6 protein-coding genes are annotated in these 7,499 nt (G+C 68.0%); all 6 read right to left on the reverse strand.

Annotated features, from left to right (window positions below):
* On the reverse strand, window positions 1-506 hold a 506-nt coding region (locus KBX53_RS15850), incomplete at its 3' end, for a LacI family DNA-binding transcriptional regulator (RefSeq protein ID WP_309140784.1).
* A 139-nt stretch (window positions 507-645) separates the two neighbouring features.
* Window positions 646-2,373, reverse strand: a complete 1,728-nt coding sequence (locus tag KBX53_RS15855; RefSeq protein WP_030330589.1) for an IlvD/Edd family dehydratase — start codon at window positions 2,371-2,373, stop codon at window positions 646-648.
* Window positions 2,374-2,454: 81 nt separating this feature from the next.
* Window positions 2,455-3,339, reverse strand: a complete 885-nt coding sequence (locus KBX53_RS15860) for a carbohydrate ABC transporter permease (RefSeq protein ID WP_210860081.1) — start codon at window positions 3,337-3,339, stop codon at window positions 2,455-2,457.
* Complete coding sequence (locus tag KBX53_RS15865; protein WP_210860082.1) at window positions 3,339-4,280, reverse strand: carbohydrate ABC transporter permease; 942 nt, start codon at window positions 4,278-4,280, stop codon at window positions 3,339-3,341. The genes KBX53_RS15860 and KBX53_RS15865 overlap by 1 nt, the downstream gene beginning before the upstream one ends.
* Before the next feature lie 76 nt (window positions 4,281-4,356).
* Window positions 4,357-5,697, reverse strand: coding sequence for an ABC transporter substrate-binding protein (locus tag KBX53_RS15870; protein ID WP_210860087.1), 1,341 nt, complete (start codon window positions 5,695-5,697; stop codon window positions 4,357-4,359).
* Window positions 5,698-5,799: 102 nt separating this feature from the next.
* A partial coding sequence (locus KBX53_RS15875; protein WP_210860088.1) for an esterase family protein occupies window positions 5,800-7,499 on the reverse strand: 1,700 nt, incomplete at its 5' end.

The following is a 7,499-nucleotide window of genomic DNA, read 5'->3' on the forward strand; positions in this document are numbered from 1 at the left end:
TGCCCGCGCTCCCGGTGCCCGAGGTCGAGGAGGTGCTCGGTGGCCATCCGGGCACCGAGCACCTGGTCGACACCGACCGTCACGCTGGCCCGGGACAGGTCGCCCTCCACCACGACGAAGGGGACACTCGAGCGCGTCATCCGCACCACCTCGAGAGCCTCGTCGTTGCCGGCGATCATCACGACGCCCTCCACGCCGACGCGCATGAGGTGTTCGGTGGCGTCGCTGAGCGCCCGTACCGTCACCTCGGAAAGGCTCACCGAGGTGGCGAAGTAGCCGGCCGCGCGGGCGGCGTCCTCGACGCTGCGGTGGATGCTCGTCGGGCCGAACAGCGTCCGGGCCGTGCCGATGATGCCGATCATCCCGGACCGCCCGCGCACCAACGCACGGGCGGCCGTGTTGGGGCGGTAGTCGAGCCGACGGATGGCCTCCAGGACCCGTTCCCGCGTCTCGCGCCTGATGCTGGGTGCCCCGTTGATGACCCGGGAAACCGTCTGGTGTGACACGCCCGCCAGGCGAGCGACGTCGGCCATGACCGGTGGCCGGTCGGCCCCTGTCACAGCGGCCTTTGCGTGAACTCGCACTGGCGGGCCGTCCGTTCTTCCATGGGATCAGTTCCTCGTGGACCTCGTCCGTCCGTGGTCGTCAGTGTGAGTGACGGGGCACCGCGCTGCCGCTGCCACCGACGAGAAAGTCGAGGTCGGCGCCGCTGTCGGCCTGCAGGACGTGCTCGCTGTACAGCCGTACCCAACCCCGGTCGGCCACCGGCTGCGGAGGCTGCCAGGCGGCGCGGCGCTGGGCCAGTTCCCCGTCGTCGACCAGGAGATCCAGCCGGCGCGTCGGGACATCGACGGAGATCAGGTCACCGGTACGGACCAGCGCGAGCGGGCCACCCACTGACGCCTCCGGTGCCACGTGCAGGATGCAGGTGCCGTAGCCGGTGCCGCTCATCCGGGCGTCGGAGATCCGCACCATGTCCGTGATGCCGTCGGCGAGCAGTCGTCGTGGCATGGGCACGTTGCCCACCTCCGGGAAGCCGGGGTAACCCCGTGGGCCGGCGTTGCGGACGACGATCACCGTGTCGGGGGTGACGTCGAGGTCCGGGTCGTCGGCGGCGGCGACGTACTCCTCGATCCGGTCGAAGACCAGCGCCGGGCCGGTGTGCGTGAGGAGGTTCGCGGAGGCGGCGGAGACCTTCAACACCGCACCGGACGGCGCGAGCGACCCGCGCAGCACCACGGTGCCCGAGCCGGCGGGCTGGAACGGCTCCTCCAGGGTGCCGATGACGTCCCGGTTCCAGCACTGGGCGCCGTCGACGTTCTCCGCCACGCTCCTGCCGCTGACGGTGACGTGATCCATGTGCAGCAGCGGGGCCAACTCCTTCATCACCACCGGCAGGCCGCCCGCGTAGGCGAAGTCCTCCATCAGGTACGCCCCCGACGGCATCAGGTTGACGAGCATCGGCACGTCGGCGGTGAGTGTGTCGAAGTCCGCCAACGACAGCGGGACGCCGAGGCGTCCGGCGATCGCGAGCAGGTGGACGACCGCGTTGGTGGAGCCGCCGATCGCGGCGTTGACCCGTACCGCGTTCTCGAATGCCTGCCTGGTGAGCACGGAGGACAGCCGTTGGTCCTGTTCGACCATGGCGACGATCCGGCGTCCGGCAGCGTGCGCGAGCGCGTACCGCCGCGAGTCGACCGCCGGCACGGCGGCCGCCCCCGGCAGTTGCACGCCCAGCGCCTCTGTCACGCAGGCCATCGTGGAGGCGGTACCCATGGTCATACAGTGCCCCCGGCTGCGGGACATGCCGACCTCCGCCTCGGAGCAGTCGGCAGCGGTCATCCGGCCGGCCCGCATCTCCTCGGTGAAGCGCCACACGACGGTGCCCGAGCCGATGTCCTGACCCCGGAACTTGCCGTTGAGCATCGGGCCGCCGGTCAGCATCAGGGTCGGCAGGTCGACGCTCGCCGCTCCCATCAGCAAACCGGGGGTGGTCTTGTCACAGCCGGAGAGCAGGACCACCCCGTCGAGCGGGTTGGCGCGGACCGACTCCTCCAACTCCATCGCCAGCAGGTTGCGGTAGAGCATGGTCGTGGGTCGCATGAGCGGCTCGCCCAGGCTCATCGCCGGAAACTCCAGCGGCAGGCCGCCGCTCTCCCACACCCCCCGCTTCACCGATTCGGCCAGGTCGCGCAGGTGGGCGTTGCAGGGCGTCAGCTCCGACCAGGTGGTGGCGATGCCGATCACCGGGCGACCGTCGAACACGTCGTCCGCGAAACCCTGATTGCGCATCCAGGACCGGTGGATGAACCCGTTGCGGCCCTCCGCACCGAACCACTCCCCGCTGCGCAGCGGTCGATTCGTCGTCGACATCAGCACACCTCTCTGTCATCCGTCCGGCCGCGTCCAGTGCGGCGATCCATGCGCGTGTGGTGCGTTGGCTGGTGGCGTGGCCTACCGGAGGCCTCCGACGGACAGGCCGCCGCGCCAGTGTCGTTGGAGGCTGAAGAACGCGATGATCAGTGGGATCACCGACACCAGGGAGCCCAGGATGATGAGGCTCCACAGCGAGGTGGTTCCCGCGTTGTTCGCCGACGCGATTCCCTGCCAGAGGCCGAGGCCCACGGTGACCGGGAAGAGCCGGTTGTCGGAGAGCATGGCCAGGGGCAGGAAGTAGTTGTTCCAGGACGCCACCGCCGACAGCAGCAGCACGGTGACCACCGCGGGACGCATCAGTGGAAGGGCGATCTGGAAGAACGTCCGCAGCTCCCCCGCACCGTCGACCCGCGCCGCGTCCAGGAGCTCGTCGGGAACCGCGTCGCGCGCGTACACGTGCATCAGGTAGACACCGAACGGGTTGAGCAGCGACGGGAGGATCACCGCCCAGACCGTGTTCGTCAGGCCGAGCCGGGAGAACATGATGAAGGTCGGGATGACCAGGGCGGTGGCGGGCACCATCAGCGCGCCGAGCACGACGGCGAAGCTGAAGCGTCGGGCCGCGAACCGGTACTTGGCGAACCCGTAGCCGGCCATGACCGCGAGGACCGTGGCGCCGACTCCGCCGGCGATGGCGTACAGGGTGGAGTTGAGGATCCACCGCAGGTAGATGCCGCCGTCGTAGGTGAAGAGCTGCCTGAGGTTGCCGAGGTAGTCGATCTGGTCGGTGAACCAGAGGGTGTTGCCGCCGCCGAACAGGCCGGGCGCGTCCTTGGAGCTGTTGACGATGACCCACCAGAACGGTACGAGGAAGTAGATCACCAGGAAGCCGAGCAGGATCTGCATCGGGAGGTAGCGCTGCGGTCGGCGGGCGCCGGCGCGGACACTGGTGTGATTGGTCATCAGAGGAAGCTCCTCCGCTTGCGGGTGAAGAACAGGAAGGCGTACACGCAGATGAACACGATCCCGCCGAGGGCGAAGGAGATCGCGGACCCGTAGTTGAAGTTGGCGAGCGAGAACGCCTGCTGGTACGCGTACATGTTCGGGGTGAAGTCCGAGCCGATCGTGCCCGCGGCGAGGTAACGCAGGATCTGCGGTTCGTTGAAGAACTGCAGGGTGCCGATGAGCGAGAAGACCAGGATCAGGATCAGCGCCGGCGCGATCAGCGGGATCTTGATCCGTGTCGCGATCTGCCACCGCCCGGCGCCGTCCATCCGGGCCGCCTCGTAGAGCGTCGGATCGACGCCCTGCAGGGCCGCGTACAGGATGATCATGTAGTAGCCGGCCCACTGCCAGGTGACGACGTTGAGCAGCCCGTAGAAGATCAGGTCGCTGCCGAGGAAGTCGGGAGCGGTGGCGCCGAAGAGCCCGAAGATGTCGGTGAGCGGGCCGAAGCCCCGGCTGTAGAGGAAGCCCCACATCACCGCGCCGATGACCGTCGGGATGGCGTACGGAAGAAAGATCATGAGGCGGGAGAAGCGGGCGAACAGAGTGGTCACCGAGTCGAGGATGAGCGCCATCGCGAGCGCGATGATGATCTGCACCGGGATCGAGACGAGCGAGAAGCGGACGACGAACCACGCCCCGGACAGGAAGCTCGGGTCGGTGAACGCCTTCACGTAGTTGTCGAAGAGGACGAAGCTGGTGCCGCCGATCAGCTTCTTCTGAAAGAGGCTGAGATACAGCGCGTACGCCAGCGGCGCGATGAGGAACGCCAGGAACACGACCCCGAACGGCCCGACGAAGAGCCACCCCATCAGGTGCTCGCGAAGGTGTACCTTGCCACGGATCGTGCGCGTCTCAGGCTGTGTACGCGCTGCGCGCTTCTCGGTCAGCGATGTCATTGTGGTCTCCGGGACGTGGACGCTGAGGGGGGAGGGTGGGCCGGCCGAGCGGTGCCGGCGCGGCCCACCCAGCCGGTCACTGAACGGTGAAGCCTTGTTCCTTGGCGTACTTCGACACGTCTTCCTGGAGCCGGTCGGCAGCCTGCGATCCGGTGATCGACCCCTTGATGACCTCGCTGACCTGCTTTTCCATGGCGTCGAGGTAGTACTGGCCGAAGGGGGCGTACTGGACGCCCTGGTAGGCGTCGGCGGCCGGGACGTAGACCTCCTTGTTCGCCTGCTGGCCGCCGAAGAACGCCACCTTCAGGTCGACGAAGGCGGGATCCTTGAGCGCCGTGAGGTTCAGCGGGAAGATGATCTGGTTGGTCCAGCCGTCGGTGAGCGACTCCTTGTCGGCGTAGAGCCCGTAGGCGACCTTCGCGGCCAGATCCGGCTTCTTCGCCTGCTTGGTCACCGAGAACGCCGACCCGCCCCAGTTCACCTGCACCGGGTTGGCCGGGTCCCACTGCGGCAGCGGCGCCACCGCGAACTTGCCGGTGTCCTGGCCCTTGCCGACGCCCGCGCCGGTGAGGTAGCCGGGTGCCCACGCCGCCGAGATGTACGTCGCGTAGTTGCCGTTGATCACGCCGGAGATGTACTCCGGGGTGAACTGGTTCTGCGTGCCGACCAGGCCCTTCTTGGCCAGGCCACCCCAGTAGTCCAGCACGTCCTTGGACGCCTGGTCGTTGAGCTTCACACCGATGGCGTTCGGCTGCGCCGGATCGGAGGTGAAGGGCGTGGCGCCCTTCTGGATCTGGAGCGCCATCAGGACCGCCGGCACGTTGGCGCCGAAGTCCCCGAAGAGCGGACCACCGGCGTCCTTGACCTTCTGCGCGGCCTGCTCGTACTCGGCCCAGGTCTTCGGCGGGGTGATCTTGTACTTGTCGAAGATGTCCTTGCGGTAGATCATGCCCATCGGGCCGCCGTCGACCGGGACGCCGTAGACCGCGTCACCGACCGACACGTCCTTCCAGGCACCCTCGCTGTAGTTGGCCTTGACCGCGTCGTAGCCGTACTTCTTGATGTCGACGAGCGCGCCCTGAATCTGGAAGGTCGGGATGCGGTCCGCCTCGACCATGATCACGTCGGGCGCCCCGGTGCCCGCCGAGATGGCCGTCTGGAACTTGTCGTACTCGTCCCCGCCCTGCCCGACGTTGGTCCAGCAGACCTGCACCTCGTTGTTCAGCTTGTTGAAGTTGTCGACGACGAGTTGGGTGTTGGGGTACCAACCCCACATCGTCACGACCGGCAGGTCCTTCTTGGTGATGGTGTTGGTGCAATTGCTCGCGTCGCTGCCGCCCTCGTCGGAGGAGCAGGCCGCGAGGCCGGTCCCGACCGCGAGCATGGCAACCGTGGCGAGTATCCGTCTTCTCTTCATTGAGGTGGTTCCCTTCGGGTGGCGGTGCGGGGGGCGGCCGTGCCGTGGCGGGCGCCACCGGGGCAGGAAACCTGCTCCCGGTGGCGTCGCCTGGAACGGCTCCTAGCGCTTGAACAGACGCGGCGCCAGGTCGATGAGGTTCTTCTGCCACACGTCCCAGCCGTGCGGCCCGGGGGTGACCCCGTCGAACTCGTAGCGGATACCGAGGTTGTCCATCGTGGTCAGCGAGGCCATGAAGCTCGGGTAGACGAAGTCGGTCTGGTCACCGACGTACAGGCGCAGCATCTTGGTGCCGTTGTTGATCGCCGCCGCGTCGACACCGGTGCTGCTGCCGAACCCGGCCGAGAAGGCCGCCACGTAGGCGAACTCGCCCGGATAGGCCTTCAGCACCCCGAACGCCTGCCCACCGCCCATCGACAGGCCGGCGAGGGCCTGCTGGGCCGGGTCGCTGGAGATGTGGTAGCGGGCACGGGCCGTCGGAACGATGTTCTCCCGCAGCTCCCTGTTGAAGTTCGAGGAGTTGCCGTTGCCCATCACGACCACCATGGGCGTGAGATCACCGTCGAGGAACTGGTGGTCGAGGATCTGCTTGGCCCGGCCCATCTCGACCCAGTCGGTGTAGTTCTGGCCGCCACCGTGCTGCAGGTAGAGGACGGGGTACGGCTGCTCCCGGCCGGGGTCGTACCCGGGTGGGGTCCACACCAGCGCGGTGCGGTCCTGACCGGCCACGGTGCTGGAGTAGGTCATGCTCTCGACAGTTCCGCCCTGACCGGCGGGCACGTCCGACAGCAGTCGAGCGCCGGGCCCGGGGATGAAGAAGGTGCTCCACATCGGTTCGGTGGTCACCTTCGTCGGGTTGGAGGTGTCCTTGACCGCGACCCGGTCCACGATCAGCCGGTAGTAGTAGAACCAGGGCTTCAGTGGGCCCACTGTCGCCCGCCACCGGTCACCGTCGCGGTGCAGCGGCAGTCGCAGCCAGCTGCCGCCCGGCGCGACGTTCGCCCAGACCGTGACGTGCTGGGCGGCGGTGAACTCGGTGGTCGTCTCGAAGGTGACGAACCCGTCCTCGGTGACGAAGGGCGTCGGGGTGGTGCCGGCCGGCGGTGGCGTGAACTCCCGCTTGAGCGGCTGGTGACCGGGGCTCGGCCCGTGGTCGCGCACGTCGCGGAACAGTCGCGGCAGGAAGTCGACGAGGTTCTCCTGCCAGGTGGTCCAGTTCGCGCCGCCGTCCGGGTTGACCCCGTCGAACTCGAACCGGACGTCGGCGCGGTCCAGCGCCTTCGTCAGGCGGTAGGTGGCGTTGTACGCGGGATCGGTGACGTTGCCCGTGTACAGGCGCAGCAACCTGGTGCCGCGGTTGATCGCCCTGGCGTCCTTCCGGTCGATCTCCGGAGCCGACCTGCCCGAGAACCAGCCGACGTGACCGAACTGGCCCGGCTTGGTGAGGGCGGCCCGCAACGCCTGCGTGCCGCCGTCGGACACACCCGCGATCGCCTGGTGCGCCGGGTCGCGAAGGACCCGGTAGGTGTCGGTGACCGCCTTGCGGAGGTCCTTCAACTCCTTGTGGTCCGAAACGTCGGCGTTGTTCATCACCACGACCATCGGGCTCATCGCGCCCGAGGCCGAGAGGTTGTCGAGGATCTGCTTGGACCGACCGAGATCGAGCCAGTCGGTGGCGGCGACACCGTCACCCGACTGCAGGAAGAGCGCCGGGTAACCCTTCGGACCCTTGGCCGCGTAACCCGGTGGTGTCCAGACCACCGCGGAGCGCTGCGCGTTCCCGGTGCGGTAGGTCAGCGTCT

This window comes from Micromonospora sp. M51 (genome assembly GCF_018070305.1).
GTDB classification, from domain to species: domain Bacteria; phylum Actinomycetota; class Actinomycetes; order Mycobacteriales; family Micromonosporaceae; genus Micromonospora; species Micromonospora parva.

Bases quoted from the DNA above. Each gene is read 5' to 3' on its own strand.
- KBX53_RS15860 (WP_210860081.1), bottom strand. From the start codon at position 3,339: ATGACCAATCACACCAGTGTCCGCGCCGGCGCCCGCCGACCGCAGCGC.
- KBX53_RS15865 (WP_210860082.1), bottom strand. From the start codon at position 4,280: ATGACATCGCTGACCGAGAAGCGCGCAGCGCGTACACAGCCTGAGACG.
- KBX53_RS15855 (WP_030330589.1), bottom strand. From the start codon at position 2,373: ATGTCGACGACGAATCGACCGCTGCGCAGCGGGGAGTGGTTCGGTGCG.
- KBX53_RS15870 (WP_210860087.1), bottom strand. From the start codon at position 5,697: ATGAAGAGAAGACGGATACTCGCCACGGTTGCCATGCTCGCGGTCGGG.